The organism is Bacillus sp. PK3-037 (assembly GCF_054161355.1).
This window is the reverse complement of record NZ_CP096408.1, coordinates 3,478,546-3,500,000: the sequence shown is the minus strand read 5'-3', so window position 1 is coordinate 3,500,000 and position 21,455 is coordinate 3,478,546. Positions and strand designations below refer to the sequence as shown.

The following is a 21,455-nucleotide window of genomic DNA, read 5'->3' as shown; positions in this document are numbered from 1 at the left end:
TAGCTCGTCGGGCTCATAACCCGAAGGTCGCAGGTTCAAATCCTGCCCCCGCAACCAAAAAATATATCCTTTAAAATAAGGAGCGCCCGAAGGGTGCAACCAAATTAAAATGGTCCGGTAGTTCAGTTGGTTAGAATGCCTGCCTGTCACGCAGGAGGTCGCGGGTTCGAGTCCCGTCCGGACCGCCATTTATTGTAAACGAAACGATCATGTTTTCGTTTTTTTTGTGTTTTCTTTTATTACATCTTTTGCTTGGTATGAAAGCCAAGCTTTCTTTATATCGGCAATATCTTGGATATTTCACCATAATCCGATACACTAGATACAGTACATATAAAACATAATCAGACCAAAAGGAGGTTTGGTTAATGGATGAGTTTGATTTGATTAATCGTATTACTCCGCGAACCATTCACCATTCTTCCGTTGATGTAGGAATTGGAGACGATGCCGCTCTTTACACAGCGAAAAAAGGTGTGCAGGAAATTGTATGTGTCGATACAATGGTAGAGGACGTGCATTTTAAATTGAGCTATTCTTCGCCGGAGGACATTGGATATAAGGCGTTGGCTATAAATATAAGTGATATTGCCGCAATGGGAGGTATTCCTAAGTTTTATTTAGTGTCTCTTGCGGTGCCTTCAAAATGGACGGCATCAGAAATCAAGGCAATGTATGAAGGAATGAATAAACTGGCGAAACTATACTGTATGGACCTGATTGGCGGTGATACAGTTTCTACTTCCGATAAACTAGTCGTCACAGTGACTGTGATTGGGGAAGTTGAAAAGGGACGTGCCTGTTTGCGCAGTTTGGCAAAGCCGAATGATATTGTCTTTGTCACTGGTGAAATCGGTTCTTCTGCTGCTGGACTTTCATTGCTCCTAAAAGAGGCCTCTCATCCGGAAACATCATTTGAAACAGATCACTTTATCAATAGGCATAAACGGCCTCACCCAAGAGTGAGTGTTGGCAGACTATGCTCGAACGCTCAGCGTGTGGCTCTTAATGATATTAGTGACGGATTGGCAAGTGAACTGCATGAAATTGCTGAATCCAGCTCCGTTTCCATAGAAATTGACGAGAGCCTTCTTCCAGTTCATCCGGACTTGCCTAAGTTAAATTCCAAATGGAAGGAATGGGCTTTGTTTGGCGGAGAGGATTTTGAGCTGACAGGGACGATCTCAAAGGAAGACTGGGAAGTGTTACAGCAGGAGTGCAGCAGACTTCAACTGCCAATTACAAAGATTGGATGTGTCCGAGAAAAGACAGAATCCAATGTCATATTAAAGACAGATGAAGAAACAATGACTTTAGAGAAAAAAGGATATAATCATTTTAAATAAGACGGGTGACTCGTGTGAAGCAATTAAAATGGAGAACTGTAAATCCTGAAGAAACAAAAGCGATTGCTAAGCTGACTGCATCGTTTTCAAAGCCTGGGGACGTCCTGACATTAGAGGGGGATTTAGGAGCTGGGAAAACAACCTTTACAAAAGGTTTTGCTGAAGGACTCGGAATTACACGTGTTGTAAACAGTCCGACGTTTACGATCATAAAAGAATATAACGATGGTTCACTTCCTCTTTATCATATGGATGTATACAGAATGGAAGACGAGAGTGAAGACTTAGGACTTGATGAATATTTTCATGGACAAGGTGTCTGCTTAGTGGAATGGGCACATTTAATTGAAGAGCAGCTTCCGCAGGAGCGACTGCAAATTGCCATTAAAAGAGCTGGTGACGATGAAAGAGAGATCACCTTTACAGCTGTGGGGAATCGGTATGAAATGCTTTGTGAGGAGATAAGTAGACATGACAATATTAGCAATTGATACATCGAATTATACTTTAGGCATAGCGCTGCTTCGGGACAACACTGTCATAGCAGAATACATGACATATTTAAAAAAGAATCACTCTGTGAGGGCGATGCCTGCTGTTCATTCTTTGCTGAATGATTGTGATATAACCCCGCAGGATCTTTCTAAAATTGTTGTCGCAAAAGGTCCTGGCTCGTACACAGGGGTGAGAATCGGTGTAACCATTGCCAAAACACTTGCCTGGTCTTTAAACATTCCAATTTCTGCTGTTTCAAGTCTTGAAGTGCTGGCTGCAAATGGACGTCACTTTGACGGTCTGATCAGCCCTATATTTGATGCGAGACGCGGACAGGTGTATACAGGTCTTTATGAATATAAAAACGGTCTTTTAGAACAGGCTGTGCCGGATCAAAATGTGATGCTGACAGAGTGGCTGGAGATGCTAAAAGAGAAGGATCGCCCTGTTTTGTTTTTAGGTCATGATACATCCATACACGAGGAGACGGTATTGGATGTATTAGGGACAAATGGAATCATTGGGGCTGCGGCTCAGCATAATCCCCGCCCTTCCGAATTGGCTTACTTGGGTGCAGATAGGGAAGCTGCTGATATTCACGGGCTTGTGCCGGATTATTTACGGCTTGCAGAAGCTGAAGCGAAATGGATTGAAAGTCAAAAGTAGGGTGATAGGATGAAAACAAAAGCAGCAGTCAGAAAAATGCAGCTTGATGATGTTGATCACGTATACGAAATTGAAACATCCTCCTTTACGTCTCCCTGGACGAAGGATTCGTTTTATCATGAATTGCTTGAAAATCCGTATGCCCACTATCTCGTGATTGAAAAGGACGATTGTATCGCGGGTTATTGCGGGATTTGGATTGTGATGGACGACGCCCAAATCACAAATATAGCGATTAAACCAGAGTATAGGGGCCAGTCTTTAGGAGAAGCACTTTTTCGTTCAGCTCTCGAGCTTTGTAAAGAAAAAGAGGCGAGGCGGCTTTCGCTTGAAGTGAGGGTTTCCAATCACCCTGCTCAAAGTTTATATAAAAAGTTCGGGATGCAGCCCGGCGGAATAAGAAAGAACTATTATACTGATAACGGGGAAGATGCGTTAATTATGTGGGTGACGATAAATGAATGAGCAAAAAGATCTTTATATATTAGGAATCGAAACGAGCTGCGATGAAACGGCAGCAGCTATTGTCAAAAACGGAACAGAAATCGTCTCGAACGTTGTGGCCTCTCAAATTGAAAGCCATAAACGATTCGGAGGGGTTGTGCCGGAAATTGCATCAAGACATCATGTGGAGCAAATCACTTTAGTGATCGAAGAGGCTTTCCGTAAAGCAGACATGACATACTGTGACATAGATGCGATTGCAGTTACTGAAGGCCCGGGATTGGTGGGAGCACTGCTCATCGGGGTAAACGCCGCTAAAGCATTGAGCTTTGCGCATCAGATTCCGTTAGTTGGAGTCCATCATATAGCGGGCCATATCTACGCAAACCGTCTGGTAGAAGAAATTGTTTTTCCAGCGCTTGCATTGGTCGTTTCCGGCGGCCATACGGAATTGGTTTATATGAAAGAACACGGTTCATTTGAAGTGATCGGGGAAACACTCGATGACGCAGCAGGGGAAGCGTATGACAAAGTGGCGAGAACGATGGGTCTCCCGTATCCAGGCGGACCGCAGATTGACAAGCTTGCGGAATCAGGGAATGACACTATTCCTCTGCCTCGCGCATGGCTTGAAGAAGGTTCTTATAATTTTAGCTTCAGCGGGCTGAAATCAGCTGTGATCAATACGCTTCATAATGCGGCTCAAAAAGGACAGGAAATTGCGCCGGAAGATCTTTCTGCCAGTTTTCAGAATAGCGTCATTGATGTCTTAGTGACAAAAACGGCACGCGCTGCAAAGGAATATGGTGTCAAACAGGTTCTTTTGGCCGGAGGAGTAGCTGCAAACAGAGGACTCAGAGCTGCGTTACAGAAGGAATTTTCCCAGCATGAGGGGACAGCGCTCATCATTCCTCCGCTATCCTTATGTACAGATAATGCTGCAATGATTGCTGCGGCCGGTACAATTGCTTTTGAAAAAGGGATTCGCGGATCATATGATATGAATGGCCAGCCTGGTCTTGAACTGACTTCTTACCAAGGTCTCACGACATAATGGCGTGAGGCTTTTTTATTGTTATTAACAGATAATTCTCAATTTATCCACATATCTGTGAGTAATTATAGAGATATAGATGGATAAAGGGGTTGAGAGACTGTTAATAAAGTGGATAAATTCAGAATATTTTGTGGATACTGTGTATAAACCGCTTTCTTTGTTTGCTTATAAGGTTATTTTCTGTGGATAAAAAGCACCTCTAAAAAAGAGGTGCTTGACTTTTTTAATCTTCTTCTGTGGATAGTTCTTCCCATTCTGATAATAGGTTTTCCAATTCTTGATTGAGTTTCTCGTTGTCAGCGTGGATGGCTTGTACCTTTTCATGGTCCTGATATACTTCCGGATCACAAAGTAATTCATCATTGTGACTGATTTTTTCTTCTATGGTTTGAACTGTCGTTTCAATTTCTTCTATGCGTCTGAGTCGTTGGCGTTCTTTCTTTTTCCATTCTTTTTCTTCCTCATAAGAACGTTTAGAGTCGGATTTCATTGCAGCCGTGGCTTTTTCAGTTTCCTCTTGCTGTTTCATTTTCTCCAATTCCAGCTGCTGTGTTTTTTTCTCTGTATAATAATCGTAATCTCCGAGATATTCTTCAATATGGTTTGGAGAAAGCTCATATACCCTTGTTGCGATTCTGTTAATAAAATATCTGTCATGTGAGACAAATAACAATGTGCCCGGATAATCAATCAAGGCGTTTTCGAGAACTTCTTTGCTGTCTAAGTCAAGATGGTTCGTCGGCTCATCAAGAATGAGAAAGTTAGCTTTTTGCAGCATCAGCTTTGCCAGGGCCACTCTTGCTTTTTCGCCCCCGCTTAGGGAATGGACGGGTTTAAGCACATCATCCCCGGAGAATAAGAAATTTCCGAGGCACGTTCTGATTTCTTTCTCTTGAAGCTCCGGATACTCGTCCCACAGCTCATCAATGACGCGTTTAGAGGAAGTCAGCTCAGCCTGTTCCTGGTCATAGTAACCGACACTGACATTTGAGCCGTATGCTATTGTTCCTTGATCCGGCTTCAGTGTGTTTATTAATGTTTTCAGCAGGGTTGATTTTCCGATTCCGTTGGGACCTACAAGAGCGGCGCTTTCTCCTCTTGTAAGCCTAAACGACACATCTGTCAGAAGCGGCGGCTGGTTTTCATAGCTGATGGTCAGGTCCTGAACCCGCAGGACCTCGTTCCCGCTCTGTTTTGTAATATCGAAATGAAAATTTGCTGATTTTTCGTCGCCGAGCGGTTTTGACATGACGTCCATCCGTTCAAGCTGTTTCCGGCGGCTTTGTGCTCTTTTTGTCGTTGAGGCTCTCGCCAGATTTCGGTCTACGAAGTCCTGAAGCTTGGTGATTTCATCCTGCTGCTTTTCATACATTTTAATATCTTTCTCATACTGCGCGGCTTTTTGGTCGAGATAAGCGCTGTAGTTGCCGTGATACTTTTTGCTTTCCGCTCTTGATACCTCGTACACCTGGTTCACCACTTTGTCTAAAAAGTAGCGGTCGTGAGAAACAATCAGAATCGCGCCTGAATAGCCTTGTAAATAATGTTCAAGCCATGTCAGCGTATCAATGTCCAGATGGTTGGTCGGCTCATCTAGAATGAGAAGGTCAGGCTGTGTTAACAGAAGCTTACCCAAAGCCAGTCTTGTTTTCTGACCTCCGCTCAGGCTTTGCACCTGTGTTGAATCGTCAAAATGGCTGAAGCCGAGACCGTGCAGCACAGATCTGACATCTGCTTCATATTGATAGCCGCCTTTATCTTTAAATTCCTGCTGAAGGCGGTCGTAGGTTTTCATGATGCCTTCCAGTTCACTTGGGTCAGCTGCCGCCATTTTTTCTTCTATGTTTCGCATTTCTTTTTCCATCGCTTTTAAGTGATCAAAAACAGTCAGCAGCTCTTCTTTTATGGTAAGCTTAGAATCCAAGCCGGTATGCTGGGCCAAATAGCCCATTGTGATATCTTTCGGCTTGATCATTTCACCCTTTTCATATGAAAGGTGACCTGCGATAATTTTAAGGAGTGTAGATTTCCCAGCGCCGTTTCTTCCTACAATTGCGACGCGATCACGGTTTCTGACTTCCAGCTTTATATTGTTTAAAATAGTATCAGCACCAAATGATTTGGAAAGCTGATTAATTTGTAAGATCATCATATTATTTCACCTCTGCTATAATAAGTTAAGTGTAGCTTATGAACCAGAACTCAGCAAACAATACATTGGCCGAATAAGACATAGAGAAGAAAATAGTGTATGATCTGTTTAAGGAGAGTTTTTACTATGAATGGATTTTCTCATTTTAATGAACAGGGCAGAGCCCAGATGGTGGATATCAGCGAAAAATCTTCGACTGTCCGTACTGCGGCGGCTGTATCAAGCGTACACATGAAGAGTGAAGTGTACGAGAAAATAAAAAGCCATGATATCGGCAAAGGAGATGTACTTGCTGTCGCTCAGGTTGCGGGTATTATGGCTGCGAAACAAACATCAAATATCATTCCGATGTGCCATCCGCTATCCTTGAGCGGGGTCGATATTTCGTTTGACTGGAAAATAAAAGAAACAGAAGTTATACTTCATATAAAAGCACAGGTCAAAACGAAAGGGAGTACAGGTGTGGAAATGGAAGCGCTAACTTCTGCATCGGTGTGTGCCCTTACTGTTTACGATATGTGCAAGGCGCTTGATAAGGGGATGGTCATCGGCCCTACCTGCTTGCTGGAAAAGACAGGCGGAAAAAACGGTGACTTTAAAAGAGAACTATCCGAGTATAATTTGGAGGACCAAAAATGAATAAGGATCAATCAAAAATTCCGCAGGCGACGGCAAAACGGCTGCCGCTTTATTATCGCTTTTTAAAGAATCTGCATGCGTCAGGAAAACAGCGTGTATCATCCGCTGAACTCAGCGATGCCGTAAAGGTTGATTCTGCCACGATTCGCAGGGATTTTTCCTATTTTGGAGCTCTTGGCAAAAAAGGATACGGATATAATGTCGATTATTTGCTGTCATTTTTCCGAAAAACGCTGGATCAGGATGAAATGACAGACGTTATCTTGATTGGTGTCGGAAACTTAGGAACAGCGTTTCTTCACTATAATTTCACAAAAAATAATAACACAAAAATTTCTATGGCTTTTGATATAAATGAGAGTAAAATAGGAACTGAGGTAGGCGGTGTGCCCGTCTTTAACCTTGATGATCTTGAACAACATGTAAAAGGCGAATCAGTTGCCATTCTGACAGTGCCCGCAGTTGCGGCTCAGTCGATTACTGACAGATTGGTTGCGTTGGGAATTAAGGGTATTCTTAATTTTACGCCGGCCCGTTTGAATGTGCCGGAACACATTCGAATTCATCATATAGATTTAGCTGTAGAGCTTCAGTCACTGGTTTATTTCTTGAAGCATTATTCTGTTTTAGAGGAAATCGAGTAACCGGAAAGGAGGAGCCCAAATATGCCGATCGGTCCTGGAAGCCTTGCTGTTATCGCAATCGTTGCTCTGATTATCTTTGGTCCCAAAAAGCTGCCTGAGTTGGGAAAAGCGGCTGGAGACACACTTCGTGAATTCAAAAACGCTACTAAAGGATTAGCGAGTGATGATGAGGAAAAAAAGAAAGAGAATCAGTAAGTTAGGATGACACAAATGAAAGTGAATCAAATGTCGCTGCTGGAGCATATTGCGGAGCTTCGAAAACGATTGCTGGTTGTGGCGCTGGCGTTTGTCGTTTTCTTTATCGCGGGATTTTTTTTAGCGAAGCCGATTATAGTGTATCTGCAAGAAACGGATGAAGCGAAGGAGCTCACGCTCAATGCGTTTAATCTGACAGACCCGCTTTATGTGTTTATGCAGTTTGCGTTTATCATCGGGATTGTCCTGACTTCGCCGGTTATTCTTTATCAGATTTGGGCTTTTGTGAGCCCGGGCCTCTATGAAAAGGAGCGCAAAGTAACGCTCAGCTACATTCCGATCTCTATTTTGCTGTTTTTAGCGGGTTTATCTTTTTCCTATTATATTTTATTTCCTTTTGTTGTCGATTTTATGAAACGGATCTCTCAGGATTTGAATGTCACTCAGGTGATTGGAATTAATGAATATTTTCATTTTCTTCTGCAGCTGACGATTCCGTTTGGACTGTTGTTTCAAATGCCGGTCATCCTTATGTTCTTGACAAGGCTTGGAATTGTGACACCGATGTTCTTAGCGAAAATCAGAAAGTATGCGTACTTTACGCTGCTTGTGATTGCTGCTCTGATTACACCTCCTGAGCTTTTGTCTCACATGATGGTGACTGTTCCGCTCTTGATTTTGTATGAAATCAGTATTTTAATATCGAAGGCTGCCTATCGAAAAGCGCAGAAAAACAGTACTGCCGATCAGGACGTTTCTTCTTAGCCAACATAAAAAATCCATTTCTCATAGAAGAGAAATGGATTTTCTTTATTTCTGGTTCTTCTTTATTTTAAATGAAAAGGCGAACATCTTAAAAGAAATGCTGATATTGTATGCAGCGAATACCATCAGCAGGATGGAGTAAAATGACCACATGCTGCCTGGCGAGCTTGCGGCGAGATAAGTAAAGATGCACCCTACGGCAAAGTAGATCATTCCCCACACTATCGGGTTTCTCATGAAAATAATCCTCCAATAATCAATTGCATTTGTGTGCTTTGCTGTTCAAGGTATTTCTGAACAGGCTCAAGCTGCATGATGACGACGAAAGTATTCATCATTACATGGGCGAAAATCGGCACCCAAATCCGTTTGGTTCTCGCATATAGAAATGCAAAGGTAAAGCCCATTGCCGTATACAGCAGAAGGTGCGTTAAATCCGCGTGAACAATTCCGAAAATAATGGAGCTGATCAGTCCGGCAATAAAGAAATTCGTTTTTTCGTACAGCGCGCCGAAAATGATTTTTCTGAAGATGATTTCTTCTAATATTGGCCCGATGATAGAAGAAACGATAATCATGAGCGGGACTGCCTGGATCACATCCAGGATGGCTTTTGTATTTTCTGATTCTCTTCCGATGCCAAATACATAATATTCAATAGAACCGGCTATTCCCTGAGAGAAAAGGGCTATGAAAAACCCGGCTATCGCCCAAAGGATTGAAAGTCCGACCGAGTCTTTCTTTTCGTTCCGCAGCGTAGTTTTAGGCGCGGTTCTGAGAATGAGCAATACAACAATCAGACAGGCAATAAAACTGATGACGGACCATAATCCCTGCGCGTACAGCAGATTTTCTTTTGTGGGCTGTCCTCCCGCATAACCGAATTTAAATAACAAGGGAATCGCGATTACTGCTGAAAACTGCATGATGATATATGTCAAAATAATAAACCAATACTGTTTTCTCAAATGGTATGTACTCCTTTGTTTAAATGGGTTTCTTTTGTCTACAGCTATTGTAACATAATTGAATCGGGGGTGAAAAAGCCAAGGGATATCTGAGCTGAAAAGAATGATGTAAGCGTGAAAAATTTTTTATCTTATCACTTGAAATTGGAAGTGAGATTCTTTATTATAAGAATTGTGTTAGCACTCTTTAGTGTTGAGTGCTAAAATTACATATTCATACTATTGAGGAGGTTATTACATTGTTAAAGCCATTAGGTGATCGCGTTGTCATTGAACTCGTAGAATCTGAAGAAAAAACTGCCAGCGGAATTGTGTTACCGGATTCTGCAAAAGAAAAGCCGCAAGAAGGCAAAATCGTGGCAGCTGGTTCAGGTCGCGTGTTAGAAAGCGGAGAGCGCGTTGCTTTAGAAGTAAAAGAGGGCGACCGCATTATCTTCTCAAAATACGCAGGTACTGAAGTGAAATACGAAGGTACTGAATACTTAATCTTACGTGAAAGCGACATTTTAGCTGTTATCGGCTAATTCTTAAATAAACAAATACTTAAAAATTCGAGGAGGTTTCGTACACATGGCAAAAGATATTAAGTTTAGTGAAGAAGCTCGCCGCGCAATGCTTCGCGGTGTTGATGCACTTGCTGATGCTGTAAAAGTAACTTTAGGACCAAAAGGACGCAACGTGGTTCTAGAGAAAAAATTCGGTTCTCCGTTAATCACTAATGACGGTGTAACAATCGCTAAAGAAATCGAACTTGAAGACGCGTTTGAAAACATGGGTGCTAAGCTTGTAGCTGAAGTAGCCAGCAAAACAAACGACGTTGCCGGTGACGGTACAACAACTGCGACAGTTCTTGCGCAAGCAATGATCCGTGAAGGCCTTAAAAACGTAACAGCAGGCGCTAACCCTGTAGGCGTGCGTAAAGGTATGGAACAAGCTGTAAACGTTGCGATCGAGAACCTGAAAGAAATTTCTAAGCCAATCGAAGGCAAAGAATCTATCGCTCAGGTTGCTGCGATCTCTGCTGCTGATGAGGAAGTCGGAAGCCTTATCGCTGAAGCAATGGAGCGCGTAGGCAACGACGGCGTTATCACGATCGAAGAGTCTAAAGGCTTCACAACTGAGCTTGAAGTTGTTGAAGGTATGCAATTCGACCGCGGATATGCGTCTCCTTACATGGTAACTGATTCTGATAAGATGGAAGCGGTTCTTGACAATCCTTACATCTTAATCACAGACAAAAAAATCACAAACATTCAAGAAATTCTTCCTGTGCTTGAGCAAGTTGTTCAGCAAGGCAAACCATTGCTTCTGATCGCTGAGGATGTTGAAGGTGAAGCTCTCGCAACACTTGTTGTGAATAAACTTCGCGGCACATTCAACGCAGTGGCTGTTAAAGCTCCTGGCTTCGGTGACCGCCGTAAAGCAATGCTTGAAGACATCGCTGTCCTTACTGGCGGAGAAGTCATCACAGAAGATCTTGGCCTTGACCTGAAATCTACTGAAATCGGACAATTGGGACGCGCTTCTAAAGTTGTGGTTACAAAAGAAAACACAACAATCGTTGAAGGCGCAGGCGAAACAGATAAAATTTCTGCACGCGTCACTCAAATCCGCGCTCAAGTGGAAGAAACAACTTCTGAGTTCGACAGAGAAAAATTACAAGAGCGTCTTGCGAAACTTGCTGGCGGCGTAGCTGTCATCAAAGTCGGCGCTGCAACTGAAACTGAGCTGAAAGAGCGTAAACTTCGCATCGAAGACGCCCTGAACTCAACTCGCGCAGCTGTTGAAGAAGGCATCGTATCCGGCGGTGGTACAGCGCTTGTAAACGTATATAATAAAGTCGCTGCAGTTGAAGCTGAAGGCGATGCGCAAACAGGTATCAACATCGTGCTTCGCGCGCTTGAAGAGCCAATCCGTCAAATCGCACACAACGCGGGTCTTGAAGGATCTGTCATCGTTGAACGCCTCAAAAACGAAGAAATCGGCGTAGGCTTCAACGCTGCAACTGGCGAATGGGTAAACATGATCGACAAAGGTATCGTTGACCCAACGAAAGTAACACGCTCTGCACTGCAAAACGCAGCTTCTGTAGCAGCAATGCTTCTAACAACTGAAGCTGTTGTCGCTGACAAACCGGAAGAAAATGCCGGCGGCGCAGGTATGCCTGATATGGGCGGCATGGGCGGTATGGGCGGCATGATGTAACACCGACAAAAAAACCTTGATAAACAAGGGTTTGTCGGCAACGGACGTCATTTTTGATGCCCTTTTGATGCCATTTATAAATTTCGAGGCTTCTCATGAGTTCACCGAACTTGTGAGAGGCTTCTTTTTTTCTGTCTTTTGTGGTTTGATTTTTTCAGCACTGTTTTATATCGATACTCAATAGTTTTGATAAACGGTAGGTAACCCCTATATAGACTATTCTATCGACTAAAATACAAAATTCTCATCATACAATTCATGCTTTATTTGCATCTTGATTTTGTTTTGATTTACTTTGTGATGTTTAAGGACGCGCAGTACCTCATCTTCGACTGCTGAAAACCAGAAGTGAGTTGAATTCCATCGCATTGTCTCGAAAAATAACAAAAGGCATTTCTTGGGATGCAGCGAGAAGGTTTCAGCCTATTCTGGGCTTATCCCTGATATTATGAGCTGACCAAAATAGAAGTGAAACAATAAGTAATTGAAATAATTAGAGCCCTTTTCCACAAAGAGGAAGAGCATTGAGTTATTTATTTTTGGTCATTTTCTATATCCATTCAACCTCATAGAGCTTATTAACCAATTCGGTAAATGAATCACATATGGGGTTGAAAATTATTCGTCCCAATCTTTGTTACCTTTCTCTCTATTGCAGACAGGAGACAATATTGGTATACTCTCATACGACAAAAAAAGACCCCATTATCTAGATAAATAGTGCCACCAACATTCTTAGACGTTTTCCCCTAGGAAAGCACTCAAAGAGAAATCCTGTTAAAAAGTCTATTTGTGTTGCTTTTTTTAGCTACTAAAAGACGATGTTTTCCTTGCAAAAAGGAACTCGTCTTTTTTGTTAAGAATAAAGAGAGACAGAATAATGACATCTGATCCCCAAAAATTCACTGTCGATGAAGTTAGATTGTTGATAAAATCCGTCCCGACTCTATGGAGACAGACAATCCAATTATTAACTCTAATATTAGTTTTTTTGATTATCAAGGAGGACTTAATAGTGCATTTCTCAAAAATGATAGATCGTTTGGCTTTATATGATTTACACAGAAAAAGAAGCAAAGAAAAACATTTTTCTGCAGCTTTTACAGCCGATATAGATGATAGAGAAGAATTTTACAGTGCAAATATAGCTGATGTTTCAATTGATTTGAATGAGTCAGGAAAAAATTATAAGGTTGGAACATTTAGCTATGAATCTTTAATTCAATCTGGGAATCCTGTTAATGACACTTTAAAAGGGGAGGTTTTTTTAAATGAAAATGATATAGATCAACCAAATGTTATCTTTGTACACGGCTGGCGCATGGATTCGTTCGATAGAATCAAAAAATATTTCATAATCGTATAATGAACGATTTAGGCTGGAACATGTTTTATTATTCTCTACCATATCATTTTGAAAGAGAACCGGAAAATTCACTGTATAGTGGCGAGTTGATGATTAGTGCAAACATTGATCGTACAATTGAGTCGACAAGACAGTCTATTGTAGATTTACGAGCGTTAATTCACTGGATAAAAGCAAATAAAAAAGGGCCTGTTATCATAGCGGGAGTAAGCTTAGGGGGATGGGTTACTAATCTAATTGCAACCCTAGATTCTCAAATTGATGTAGTGGTATCAATCTTTTATGCCAATCGCCTTTCTTATTCGATATGGAACACGATCCCGGGTAAATTTATAAGAGAGGAATTAGAACAAAATAGTGTGACCTATGAAGATTTAGTGAAATATTGGAATATCACAGATCCTAGTCAAGCCTTGCCAAAAGTTAATAAAGATAACATTCTGCTGATTTCAGCTAAACACGATCAATATATTGACTTAAAAGATGCAGATTATTTATGGGAAAGTTGGGGGAAGCCCACAAGATATGTCTACAATTGTGGTCATTCCGGTATTGTTCTTTGTCGCAAAAAGCTGGCAAATGATACGCTTTCCTTTATACGAGAAAGAATACATACGGGAAAACCTGGTTCAGTACATTTGTAGACCTTAATAAGAAACGAAAGGCCAACTGCGACTTCAGTTGGCCTTTCCTATTTATAATAAAGAAACAGCATGAGATTTCTGACAGAACAACTATGAGTAATAGTCGTTTCCTTTAATCACCATTGCCAGTTCTTCCACCTCTCCCCGAATCCCAATCGCGGGCTCCCACGAATCAATCAAACGAATCGCTTTCTGATTAGCTTCCATCGCTTTCGTTTTCTCTCCTTTACGATGCAACAGCTGTGCCATCCCATAATAATAATAAATCAGCTCAACCTGATTCGCGTTATGTTTGTCATAGAGCATCTGCTCAAAAGCTTCTTCCGCTTTCTCAAACTGACCACATTTTACGTAAGCCACACCTAAATTGAAATAGGCTTCTATCGTTTTTTCGCCCCCATACATGGAGCTGATTTGATTTGCCGCTTCGTATAATTGAATGGCTTCTTCATGATGACCTTTCGCAAAGCTCAGATCTCCGCGAACCAATAGAACTCTGTGCTGAATCGCGGGGGAAATCGGTTTATCTTTGATTTCGGTTAAAATCGCTTCTGCTTTTTCCTGTTGCCCGGCTTTTAAAAACAGCCTTGCTTGCAGTGCGAGTCCCCATACCTTTAGATCGTGAACGTCTTGCTCTTCAGTGTCTGATTGTTCCAGCGTTTTCAGGCCGGCTTCAATTTGTTGAAGTGCCCCGTCTAAATCATTGACTTCCATGAGTGCCCAGCCTGCTGTGTCGATTCTGAAAAAGGCTTCTCGTGTGTGTTGGCCTAATTTATGGGCGGCATCGGCGGCTTTACGGCCGTATTCGATACGCAGAGGCAGGTTGATTCTGCTTAGAAAATGGCTGATGCGGGTGATGAGTTCAATTAAGATTTCTTTTTGTCCGGTTTCACTTGACCATTTGATCACCTTTAGGATGTTTGGCCATTCTTTTTTGATTGGGTCTAAATCACGTCCCAGGAGATAGCTCCAATAGACAGAGTTTGGCTGTTCCCGCTTTAAATGAGTTTCTGCATAATAAATATAATAGTGCGCCCAGCGGCTGCGGGCTTCTTTTTCATATTTCTGATTTTCGGATAAGTGCTGTTCTCCGTATGCGACAACGGTTTGGTGGGCTAAGTACTTTGTACTTCCTTTGCTTCGTTCGGGCTGAATCAGAGCAAAAGACCGCATTTGTTCAACTGCGTAATGGAAACGGCGGGCGTCTAATCCGGCCGCTGCCGCCAGGCATTTTTCATCTGGCGGCTTGCTGAAAAAGCATAGCGCCTGCCATAGCTTCCGGGTGTCTTCATTGCATCTGTGCCATGTGCGCCCAAATAGAAAATCAAACAGATCTAATAGTGAGTAGCCTGCTTTTCCTAGCTCATGAATCAGCTGCCGAGCGGGCATGTCATCGTCTGACATATAGGCGATGCTGAGTGCCATGGCTTTCGGGTTTCCGGCTGTCGCTGAAATGAACTCGCTCTTCAGTTCTGGAGACAGTTCCAGCAGCTGCGCCAGCTTTGCTTGTTTAGTTGGATCGTTGCACATTTGCAGGCAGTGGTTCACTTCTTGATGAAAATATTCCAGGGCATCTGTTTGTTCAAGTCCGCTCAGCTGGATGGTTACCATTTCTCCGAAGCCTTCCGGATAGGTTTGCTTCAAGTTTTCACGTGCTGTGAGGAGGACTTTCACACCTTGGGGCAGGCTGGTGATAAATTCGTGAATGTCTCTTTCGGCAGTGTCTATGCTATCCACGATCAGCAGTACCGGTTTTTCTCTGGTATAATTGGCCAAAGCATTACGTACGACAAATCGTTTTTCGTTTATGGATTTATCGATTTGTTCTGTCCGTCCGAGCTGGTATGCAATCGTATTTAAAAAATCGCTAAAGCTTAATCCTTTCCAATCAGCACTGAGCCAGATGATGCTGTTGAATGCGGGCCAATCTGAGGAATCGCCGATACAGGAATAGGCTGCTTCTAGAGCAGTAGTCGTTTTTCCCATGCCTGCCCATCCGGTAATTAAACAGACGGGTGATGGGGAAAGCATCCATTGCCGTAGCGCCTCGATGTCAAATCTTCGTCCTATAAAGTGACCCGACCAGCGTGACGGTAAGTTGTGTGTCAAAGGCATCTGTTCTGTAAGCGCATTCGTTTTATGGTCGAGAATATCGGGAAATAAACGTTTGACTGTTTTTTCAATATCTTGATCAAGCGGTGCTCCGAATGAGTTGTCCTGCCGTACTATTTTTGCTTTTTTAAGACATGAGGCCGCCCATACAGGCAGTGCAGGTTTGATTACCGGTATAGTGGTGGTCTCAAGCAGATCGGTAAACCACTGTATATTCATATCGGTTTTTTCAAGAATGATCCAGATCATTCCGAACAGTTTTCCGTCTTCGATTCTTCCGGGGACATAGTTCACACCCATCTGTCCGATCCAGCTTTTAATCGTGTTTGGGGAAACTCCCAGCTGGTGTGAAATGTTGTCTAAATAAGACTGTCCTGTTTTTTTGTCCTTATTCCTATTGACTTTATAATCTGGATGAAGTTTTAATGACTTTACGCCAGGTGCCAGCAATTCCGCAAATTGTTTTCGATCTTCAAGTTCAGCCATAAAACCTGCACCTCCTATTAATACTATTTTATCAATCCTGCTTGTTTTGTATATGAAAAATCAAAAAGTACAGTGCGGCTGTCCTTTTATACAGCATGAAAAGCTGTTGAACGTGCTGAAAAGCAGATAAAATGAGGGCAGTAACAGAAAACGCAAAAATGTATGCACTTACATTTCTTGATGAAGCGGCCATATGCCGTTAGAAGTATTCATAAAGAAAGGAATTTGCCGTAATGACTCACACAGTACCTAAAACCATGAAAGCTGCTATTATGCATAACACAAGAGAAATCAGAATAGAAACATTGCCTGTACCTGACATCAGCCATGATGAAGTATTGATTAAGGTAATGGCTGTCGGGATTTGCGGATCGGATCTGCATTACTATACAAACGGCAGAATAGGCAATTATGTAGTGGAGAAGCCATTTATCCTCGGACATGAGTGCGCGGGAGAAATCGCGGCTGTCGGCTCGTCTGTTGATCAATTCAAAGTCGGTGACCGCGTCGCTGTGGAACCTGGTGTTACGTGCGGACGCTGTGAAGCGTGCAAAGAAGGGCGTTATAACCTTTGTCCGGATGTACAGTTTTTGGCCACACCGCCGGTAGACGGCGCGTTTGTACAATATATCAAAATCAGACAGGACTTTGTTTTCTCCATTCCAGATTCACTTTCCTATGAGGATGCTGCCTTGATTGAACCGTTTTCTGTCGGCATTCATGCAGCGGCGAGAACGAAGCTTCAGCCAGGATCAACGATTGCGATTATGGGGATGGGCCCTGTGGGATTAATGGCTGTCGCGGCCGCTAAAGCATTTGGAGCAAGTACAATCATTGTGACCGACTTAGAGCCGCTGCGGTTAAATGCCGCGAAAAAAATGGGAGCTACTCATGTGATCAATATCCGTGAACAGGATGCTATTGAAGAGATCAAAAAAATCACAAATGAAAGTGGCGTTGACGTTGCTTGGGAAACAGCGGGGAATCCTGCGGCACTGCAATCTGCATTGGCTTCTGTACGACGCGGCGGAAAGCTTGCGATTGTCGGTTTGCCTTCTCAGAATGAAATTCCGCTAAATGTGCCATTTATCGCAGACAATGAGATTGATATATACGGCATCTTCCGTTATGCCAATACGTATCCAAAAGGAATTGAATTCCTTGCTTCTGGTATTGTTGACACGAAACACCTTGTGACGGATCAATATGCGTTGGAGCATACGCAAGAGGCGATGGAGCGGGCACTGCAATTTAAGAATGAATGTTTAAAAGTGATGGTTTATCCGAATAGCTGAGTGAACAGGGAGAATCTCGTATTCTCCCTCTTATTTACTGGATTTGTACTCAATATTGAAAACGGATTCTTGGGGTGGAAAAGATGATCGAAACAGAAAAAGCAACGGTAATGAAGGCGAAACATCAAACAAAATCCAGTGCCGGTCTGTCCTGGCTTGAACGAATTGGGTACGGCTTCGGTGATATGTCGTATAATATTGTGTTTCAATTTGTAAACGCATACTTGCTGTTTTATTATACGGACATCGGCGGCATACAGCCTGCGGTCATCGCTACATTATTTCTTGTTGTGCGGGTGCTGGATGCTATTTTTGACCCGATTATGGGGGTTATTTTAGATAAAACGAACACAAGGTGGGGAAAGGCAAGGCCTTATCTGCTGTGGGTTGCATTTCCTTTCGCATTATTTACTGTCCTGTGTTTCACCACTCCTCACTTTGGAGCAACGGGAAACATCATATATGCGTATATTACCTATATTCTGCTCGGCATGTCCTTTAGTATGCAAACGATTCCGGTGAACAGCTTAACGGGCCGGATTACGAATTCTGTAAAAGAAAGAACGGTATTAACAACGACTCGTATGATCTTGGTTTATGCCGGAATCCTTCTATCCATCTCCTGTGCAACACCGCTTGCAGCAGCTTTGGGAGGAGAGAACCAGGCATTTGGGTTTCAGATGACGGCTTTCGTCTATGCCATTGTAAGCATCGCTTTGAATCTCTTTAGTTTCTTTACTGTGCGTGAGCGGATTGCGCCTAAGAAAACAAAGAAACAGGGAATGAAAAAGACATTCTCCGTTTTGTTTCAAAACAAACCTTTGCTGATTCTAACATCATCATTTTTAGCATTTGCAATCGGGTTTAATATTAAAATCAGTACAATGGTGTACTACTTTACGTATAACGTGAATCAAAAGGAATTGGTGTTCTTTGGAACCGTTTTATTTTTTGGCGCAGCCCTCATCAGTAACTTGTTTATTCCATACTTTTCTGCGAAGTGGAGCAGGAAAAATGTGATGATCATATCGGCTGCTTTGTCACTGATCTCATATGCAGGTCTGCATTTTACGGCGTATTCTTCGGTGACGCTCATTTTCATCTGGCTATTTGCTTCAGGGTTCTTTACAACCCCTTTAAATACGCTTGCTTGGGGAATGGTTGCTGATTGTGTTGATTATGCGGAATGGAAGACAGGGGTTCGTGCCGACGGAGTGGTGATTTCCAGCATGAGTTTTATCAATAAGTTAGGTGTTGCACTGGCCGGTTCGTTGTCTGCCATCTATTTAGGAATTGCAGGATATGTGGCGAATACTGATCAAACCGTGACGTCACTGAATGCGATTAAACATATGAATGCCTTAATTCCGGGACTATTTATTTTACTCTCTATCATCATCATAGCCTTTTATCCTTTAACTGAAAATAGATATAAACAGATCATCACCGAGCTTGAGAAGAAATCCAGTAAGTGAATATATTTAATATTTTTAATATTCGATGTAAAAGGTTGTATTTATGACTGAAAGTAATATACTGAGACTGTAATCTAGAATATGTAAAAAGAGTGTGATAACATGCGAAGTCAGTTTGTTGTTTGTATTGGGGAGTTATTGATCGATTTCTTTTGTACCGATGTGGACGTTGATTTAAAGAAAGGGCGTCAATTTTTAAAAAGTGCCGGCGGCGCCCCGGCAAATGTGTCAGCGGCGATTGCCAAGCTGGGAGGGGACGCTGCTTTCGCAGGAAAAGTAGGGAAGGATCCCTTTGGGTATTTTCTGAAGCAAACGTTAGATGCTGTTCATGTTGATACCTCTATGCTGGTGATGGATGAGAAAGCACCTACAACGCTTGCTTTTGTTTCATTAAAGAATAATGGAGAGCGCGATTTTGTTTTCAATAGAGGCGCGGATGCTCTGTTTACGATCGAAGATGTCGATCAGGATAAAATGAATCAAGCGAAAATCCTTCATTTTGGCTCAGCGACGGCATTGTTATCTGATCCATTTTGTACAGCCTATTTACGGCTTATGTCCATTGCGAAGGATAAAGGGCAATTTCTTTCATTTGATCCTAACTATCGTGGGGATTTATGGAAGGGAAGAGTCTCTGAGTTTGTTAGTGCTGCAAAAAGAGCCATTGCTTTAAGTGATTTTGTTAAGGTGAGTGACGAGGAGCTGGAGATCATCACTGGTGCGAAGGATCATGAAGAGGGCGTCAATATCCTCCATGGTATCGGAGCCAAGATGGTTGCCGTGACCCTTGGGAAAAACGGAACATTGCTGTCTAATGGCAAGGAACATGAAATCATTCCGAGTATTCCTGTCACTTCGATTGATTCTACAGGAGCGGGAGACGCTTTTGTCGGAGCGGCTTTATTCAAATTAGCTGGTACAGATAAGATTCAATCGGTAGAAACTGATTTTGAGCAGCTGCGTGATATCGTGTCTTTTGCCAATAAGGTGGGCGCTCTTGTATGCACCAAAATTGGAGCGATAGATGCGCTGCCGCGTATGGAAGAGGTTGAAACTTCTTTATCTTTGTAATAAAAAAAGAGGATGTTTCTTAAAAGTCTTTTGGACTTTTGGGAGCCATCCTCTTTTTTACCCCTTACTCTTGTGCAGGCCACTTACGCGCACCCGCTTGAACAATGCCCAAAAGCAATTGCCGCCGTTCTTTTAAGGATTTGACCGCTGTTCGAAATGTTTGCTCCGATAGGGTTGGGATGCCGCAATCCCTTAGCTTCAAGAGGCTGGGCTCCGGCGGTTCTTGTTCAGCCGGATGGATATATGCTGTATGAACGGTGTCTAAGTAGTTTTTGACACTTGAGCGCGCTTCTTTTATGTGCAGCTGATTCGGAAGGTACTGCTCTGGAATGCCATATGTCAAAATGGTTAACGCTTCATCCAATACAGTGACTGCAATGACGGAAGATTCCTCGCGCTGTGTGCTATGGTAAAAATGAAGAATGGGGAAGGCGTTATGCTGAGCGGTCAGCTTTCCCAGCTCTGAAGAAAATGTGACGAGAAGCAAATCCATGTCATGAAAATGTCTCCCGTTCCACGCAGTTTGGACAATCTCTGTTCCGTTATGCCCAAGACTCAGTACACTCTGGGCGAATGAGCGCTTTTGATTAACCGCGCTCAAGACAGAAATCAAATACGTGACAGAAAAAGTAATCGTAAGCAGACCTTCAGCTGTAGCACCGACTGTCACAAGCTTCCAAAGGGCACCGTTCGGTGTAAGGTCGCCATTTCCTAATGTAAACATTACATATCCAGAAAAATATACCCGGTCTGACCAGGAGGCTGGTTCTTTGCTTTGAGTAACTACGAGAGAGTGAGGATCACTTGAGAAGATAAAAGTCCAGCCGCTCCAAAATAAACCGATCCACACCAATAATGTCATGCATAACAGCAGCGGCCCTGCCGTACTGAGAACCTTTGCGTGATCTCCGCTGATCTTACGGAAGCCTTTCCACAGCCATGCAGACAAACATCTTGTGATCGGACCGGCTCCGCTCTCAAGCCATAATGTTGTCCATATAAAATCAATCATCCCCGCTGCCAACAATAAAATTCCTGCAAAGATATACATCTCATTCAATTTTATTGCCTCCTCCTATTCAATAAGAGCCAGCCATTTAGCCATCTTTATTTTCCTCTTCTATTTCCTTTTGTCTTGAATCTGAAACAATCATTTGAATGTTTGAGCAGCGAATCATGCAGAGAAGATTTGTATAGGAAAAGTTACCCAAAACTTACTCATTTTGATGAAGACAGAAATGAAACAGAAATTCACAGATAATACATACTGATTCCACATTTTCGGCATGAAAAAAGTTCAATTTCCCCTTGAAGTGGTCATTTTACTGGCATAAAGATAAGGAATTTTCAGAAATTTATATTGACTGAAAGCGTTTTTGAAATTATGATAATATCAGAAGTGACAAATATATCACTATGATATTACTATA

General features: G+C 42.5%; 19 protein-coding genes, 2 tRNA genes and 1 pseudogene (1 of these 22 running past the window's edge). 17 read left to right on the top strand and 5 right to left on the bottom strand.

The window, feature by feature from the left end; genetic code table 11:
- From M1D69_RS17980 to tsaD, 7 genes are all read left to right on the top strand, one after another.
- A tRNA-Met gene (locus tag M1D69_RS17980) sits at positions 1–57 on the top strand (it extends 20 nt beyond the left edge of the window).
- Between the two features lie 54 nt (positions 58–111).
- Positions 112–188, top strand: a tRNA-Asp gene (locus M1D69_RS17975).
- Between the two features lie 180 nt (positions 189–368).
- A complete protein-coding gene (gene thiL / locus M1D69_RS17970; protein ID WP_458105301.1) occupies positions 369–1,346 on the top strand; it encodes a thiamine-phosphate kinase in 978 nt (325 codons plus the stop codon).
- 14 nt (positions 1,347–1,360) lie between these two features.
- The gene (tsaE, locus tag M1D69_RS17965; RefSeq protein WP_103672099.1) at positions 1,361–1,837 is read left to right on the top strand and encodes a tRNA (adenosine(37)-N6)-threonylcarbamoyltransferase complex ATPase subunit type 1 TsaE; all 477 of its coding nucleotides are present in this window, start codon (positions 1,361–1,363) and stop codon (positions 1,835–1,837) included.
- Complete coding sequence (tsaB, locus tag M1D69_RS17960) at positions 1,818–2,507, top strand: tRNA (adenosine(37)-N6)-threonylcarbamoyltransferase complex dimerization subunit type 1 TsaB (RefSeq protein WP_458105302.1); 690 nt, start codon at positions 1,818–1,820, stop codon at positions 2,505–2,507. The genes tsaE and tsaB overlap by 20 nt, the downstream gene beginning before the upstream one ends.
- 9 nt (positions 2,508–2,516) lie before the next feature.
- Positions 2,517–2,972: a ribosomal protein S18-alanine N-acetyltransferase gene (gene rimI / locus M1D69_RS17955; RefSeq protein WP_024120406.1), complete on the top strand. Its 456-nt coding sequence runs from the start codon at positions 2,517–2,519 to the stop codon at positions 2,970–2,972.
- Positions 2,965–4,005, top strand: coding sequence for a tRNA (adenosine(37)-N6)-threonylcarbamoyltransferase complex transferase subunit TsaD (gene tsaD / locus M1D69_RS17950; RefSeq protein WP_458105303.1), 1,041 nt, complete (start codon positions 2,965–2,967; stop codon positions 4,003–4,005). Before rimI ends, tsaD begins: the two co-directional genes overlap by 8 nt.
- Positions 4,006–4,231: 226 nt before the next feature.
- Here the strand turns inward: tsaD and abc-f are convergent, their stop codons facing one another.
- On the bottom strand, positions 4,232–6,160 hold the full coding sequence (gene abc-f, locus M1D69_RS17945) for a ribosomal protection-like ABC-F family protein (RefSeq protein ID WP_458105304.1): 1,929 nt from the start codon (positions 6,158–6,160) through the stop codon (positions 4,232–4,234).
- Positions 6,161–6,286: 126 nt separating this feature from the next.
- On the opposite strand from abc-f, the gene moaC reads away from it, so the two are divergent.
- The 4 genes from moaC to tatC are packed head-to-tail and all read left to right on the top strand — an operon-like array spanning position 6,287 to position 8,403.
- Positions 6,287–6,799 carry a cyclic pyranopterin monophosphate synthase MoaC gene (moaC, locus tag M1D69_RS17940; protein WP_010333208.1) on the top strand — a complete coding sequence of 171 codons (513 nt, stop codon included), beginning with the start codon at positions 6,287–6,289 and terminating at the stop codon, positions 6,797–6,799.
- Positions 6,796–7,443: a redox-sensing transcriptional repressor Rex gene (locus tag M1D69_RS17935; protein WP_044152840.1), complete on the top strand. Its 648-nt coding sequence runs from the start codon at positions 6,796–6,798 to the stop codon at positions 7,441–7,443. Before moaC ends, M1D69_RS17935 begins: the two co-directional genes overlap by 4 nt.
- Before the next feature lie 21 nt (positions 7,444–7,464).
- Entirely contained in the window at positions 7,465–7,638 is a 174-nt protein-coding gene (gene tatAY / locus M1D69_RS17930) for a sec-independent protein translocase protein TatAY (RefSeq protein ID WP_010333210.1), read from the top strand.
- 6 nt (positions 7,639–7,644) lie between these two features.
- A complete protein-coding gene (tatC, locus tag M1D69_RS17925; protein ID WP_458105305.1) occupies positions 7,645–8,403 on the top strand; it encodes a twin-arginine translocase subunit TatC in 759 nt (252 codons plus the stop codon).
- 45 nt (positions 8,404–8,448) lie between these two features.
- On the opposite strand, the gene M1D69_RS17920 is transcribed toward tatC, so the two are convergent.
- Entirely contained in the window at positions 8,449–8,640 is a 192-nt protein-coding gene (locus tag M1D69_RS17920) for a DUF4305 domain-containing protein (protein WP_024120410.1), read from the bottom strand.
- Positions 8,637–9,371, bottom strand: coding sequence for a CPBP family intramembrane glutamic endopeptidase (locus M1D69_RS17915; RefSeq protein WP_458105306.1), 735 nt, complete (start codon positions 9,369–9,371; stop codon positions 8,637–8,639). Before M1D69_RS17915 ends, M1D69_RS17920 begins: the two co-directional genes overlap by 4 nt.
- Before the next feature lie 239 nt (positions 9,372–9,610).
- On the opposite strand from M1D69_RS17915, the gene groES reads away from it, so the two are divergent.
- From groES to M1D69_RS17900, 3 genes and pseudogenes are all read left to right on the top strand, one after another.
- Entirely contained in the window at positions 9,611–9,895 is a 285-nt protein-coding gene (groES, locus tag M1D69_RS17910; protein WP_003155970.1) for a co-chaperone GroES, read from the top strand.
- A gap of 46 nt (positions 9,896–9,941) precedes the next feature.
- The gene (gene groL / locus M1D69_RS17905) at positions 9,942–11,576 is read left to right on the top strand and encodes a chaperonin GroEL (protein ID WP_458105307.1); all 1,635 of its coding nucleotides are present in this window, start codon (positions 9,942–9,944) and stop codon (positions 11,574–11,576) included.
- A gap of 1,015 nt (positions 11,577–12,591) precedes the next feature.
- Positions 12,592–13,586, top strand: a pseudogene (locus M1D69_RS17900) (alpha/beta hydrolase family protein).
- Between the two features lie 90 nt (positions 13,587–13,676).
- On the opposite strand, the gene M1D69_RS17895 reads toward M1D69_RS17900, so the two are convergent.
- Positions 13,677–16,184 (bottom strand): tetratricopeptide repeat protein, encoded by a 2,508-nt coding sequence (locus tag M1D69_RS17895; protein ID WP_458105308.1) that lies wholly within the window; start codon positions 16,182–16,184, stop codon positions 13,677–13,679.
- Between the two features lie 233 nt (positions 16,185–16,417).
- Between M1D69_RS17895 and gutB the strand changes: the two genes are divergently transcribed.
- From gutB to M1D69_RS17880, 3 genes are all read left to right on the top strand, one after another.
- Entirely contained in the window at positions 16,418–17,479 is a 1,062-nt protein-coding gene (gene gutB, locus M1D69_RS17890) for a sorbitol dehydrogenase (RefSeq protein ID WP_458105309.1), read from the top strand.
- A gap of 83 nt (positions 17,480–17,562) precedes the next feature.
- The gene (locus tag M1D69_RS17885; RefSeq protein ID WP_458105310.1) at positions 17,563–18,954 is read left to right on the top strand and encodes a glycoside-pentoside-hexuronide (GPH):cation symporter; all 1,392 of its coding nucleotides are present in this window, start codon (positions 17,563–17,565) and stop codon (positions 18,952–18,954) included.
- Between the two features lie 102 nt (positions 18,955–19,056).
- Positions 19,057–20,025: a carbohydrate kinase family protein gene (locus M1D69_RS17880; protein WP_458105311.1), complete on the top strand. Its 969-nt coding sequence runs from the start codon at positions 19,057–19,059 to the stop codon at positions 20,023–20,025.
- Positions 20,026–20,089: 64 nt separating this feature from the next.
- On the opposite strand, the gene M1D69_RS17875 is transcribed toward M1D69_RS17880, so the two are convergent.
- The gene (locus M1D69_RS17875) at positions 20,090–21,085 is read right to left on the bottom strand and encodes a potassium channel family protein (protein ID WP_458105312.1); all 996 of its coding nucleotides are present in this window, start codon (positions 21,083–21,085) and stop codon (positions 20,090–20,092) included.
- Positions 21,086–21,455: the final 370 nt, after the last annotated feature.

Bases quoted from the DNA above. Each gene is read 5' to 3' on its own strand.
- thiL (WP_458105301.1), top strand. From the start codon at position 369: ATGGATGAGTTTGATTTGATTAATCGTATTACTCCGCGAACCATTCAC.
- tsaB (WP_458105302.1), top strand. From the start codon at position 1,818: ATGACAATATTAGCAATTGATACATCGAATTATACTTTAGGCATAGCG.
- rimI (WP_024120406.1), top strand. From the start codon at position 2,517: ATGAAAACAAAAGCAGCAGTCAGAAAAATGCAGCTTGATGATGTTGAT.
- tsaD (WP_458105303.1), top strand. From the start codon at position 2,965: ATGAATGAGCAAAAAGATCTTTATATATTAGGAATCGAAACGAGCTGC.
- abc-f (WP_458105304.1), bottom strand. From the start codon at position 6,160: ATGATGATCTTACAAATTAATCAGCTTTCCAAATCATTTGGTGCTGAT.
- moaC (WP_010333208.1), top strand. From the start codon at position 6,287: ATGAATGGATTTTCTCATTTTAATGAACAGGGCAGAGCCCAGATGGTG.
- M1D69_RS17935 (WP_044152840.1), top strand. From the start codon at position 6,796: ATGAATAAGGATCAATCAAAAATTCCGCAGGCGACGGCAAAACGGCTG.
- tatAY (WP_010333210.1), top strand. From the start codon at position 7,465: ATGCCGATCGGTCCTGGAAGCCTTGCTGTTATCGCAATCGTTGCTCTG.
- tatC (WP_458105305.1), top strand. From the start codon at position 7,645: ATGACACAAATGAAAGTGAATCAAATGTCGCTGCTGGAGCATATTGCG.
- M1D69_RS17920 (WP_024120410.1), bottom strand. From the start codon at position 8,640: ATGAGAAACCCGATAGTGTGGGGAATGATCTACTTTGCCGTAGGGTGC.
- groL (WP_458105307.1), top strand. From the start codon at position 9,942: ATGGCAAAAGATATTAAGTTTAGTGAAGAAGCTCGCCGCGCAATGCTT.
- M1D69_RS17895 (WP_458105308.1), bottom strand. From the start codon at position 16,184: ATGGCTGAACTTGAAGATCGAAAACAATTTGCGGAATTGCTGGCACCT.
- gutB (WP_458105309.1), top strand. From the start codon at position 16,418: ATGACTCACACAGTACCTAAAACCATGAAAGCTGCTATTATGCATAAC.
- M1D69_RS17885 (WP_458105310.1), top strand. From the start codon at position 17,563: ATGATCGAAACAGAAAAAGCAACGGTAATGAAGGCGAAACATCAAACA.
- M1D69_RS17880 (WP_458105311.1), top strand. From the start codon at position 19,057: ATGCGAAGTCAGTTTGTTGTTTGTATTGGGGAGTTATTGATCGATTTC.